The sequence below is a fragment of the Streptomyces sp. NPDC007264 genome, from assembly GCF_042869095.1.
Lineage (GTDB): Bacteria > Actinomycetota > Actinomycetes > Streptomycetales > Streptomycetaceae > Streptomyces.
The window spans coordinates 1-1089 of the sequence record NZ_JBIAFD010000053.1 but is presented as its reverse complement, the minus strand read 5'-3'; the positions used below and the strand labels follow the sequence as shown (position 1 = coordinate 1089).

Here is a 1089-nt window from a genome sequence, read left to right as displayed (position 1 = left end):
CTAGGTCCTGTCTGGAGTTCGGATCAGGAGTTCGGTAGATCGCCTGCGCGCGGGGGCTCGTTCTTGATAGGCCGTCAGTCATGGCGCGAGGCGATCTCACCGACGAGCAGTGGGCCCTGGTCGAGCCCCATCTCCCGATTGCCGCGGTTGGGCCCGTCCCTGACCTGCGGAAACACTTCAACGCGGTGATGTGGCGGTTCCGGACCGGTAGCCCCTGGCGTGACCTGCCAACCGAGTTCGGACCTTGGCAGAGCGCGTACGACCGCTTTCGGATCTGGGCGACGCAGGGCGTCTTCCAGAACCTGATGCAGGCAGTGATCGCCGAGGCCGCCGCCCGCGGCCAGACCGACCTGGGCCTGGTCAGCGTGGACTCGGCGACCGCCCGGGCCCACCACCACGCCGCAGGGATGGCCCTGGACCCCGAGCAGTTGGCAGCCTTGGAAATGGCCGTCGAGGCCGAAAAAGGGGCGAGAACAAGGAGCAAAGAACGCAGGACGGACAGGGAGAGGACGAGGCGCGCATCGAGCGGCGACGGGTCCGTCGGCGACACCGGGCCCGCTTGAAAGCCGCCGGGCTGGGACGTTCCCGGGGCGGACTGACCAGCAAGATCCACGTGGCGGCCGACCGGCGCTGCCGCCCGCTCGCGTTCGTCCTCACGCCCGGGCAGGCCGGCGACAGCCCGCAGTTCGCCCCGGTCCTGGAACGGGTGAAGGTGCGCGGCCCGATCGGGCGCCCGCGGACCCGGCCGGACGCGGTGGCCGCGGACAAGGCGTACTCGTCCCGACGCAACCGCCGCTACCTGCGACGACGCGGGATCCGAGCCGTGATCCCGGAGAAGGTCGACCAGGCCGCGAACCGCAAGAAGCGTGGCAGCGCCGGCGGTCGGCCGGTCTCGCACGACGCGACGCTCTACAAGGAGCGCAACACCGTGGAACGGTGCATCAACCGGCTGCGGAACTGGCGCGGCATCGCTACCCGGTACGACAAGACCCCGGAGAGCTACGAGGCCGGACTGCACCTGTGTGGTGCGATGCTCTGGCTCCGAAGCATCGCACCACACTCTTGATCCGAACTCCAGACAGGACCTAG

At 69.3% G+C, this 1089-nt stretch carries 1 protein-coding gene; it reads left to right on the top strand.

Annotated features, from left to right (window positions below; all coding sequences use genetic code 11):
* Window positions 1-80: 80 nt before the first annotated feature.
* A protein-coding gene (locus ACFYMU_RS33435; protein WP_388381497.1) for an IS5 family transposase occupies window positions 81-1066 on the top strand; the annotation gives its coding sequence in 2 pieces (ribosomal slippage) (window positions 81-503 and window positions 506-1066; 984 coding nt in all).
* Window positions 1067-1089: the final 23 nt, after the last annotated feature.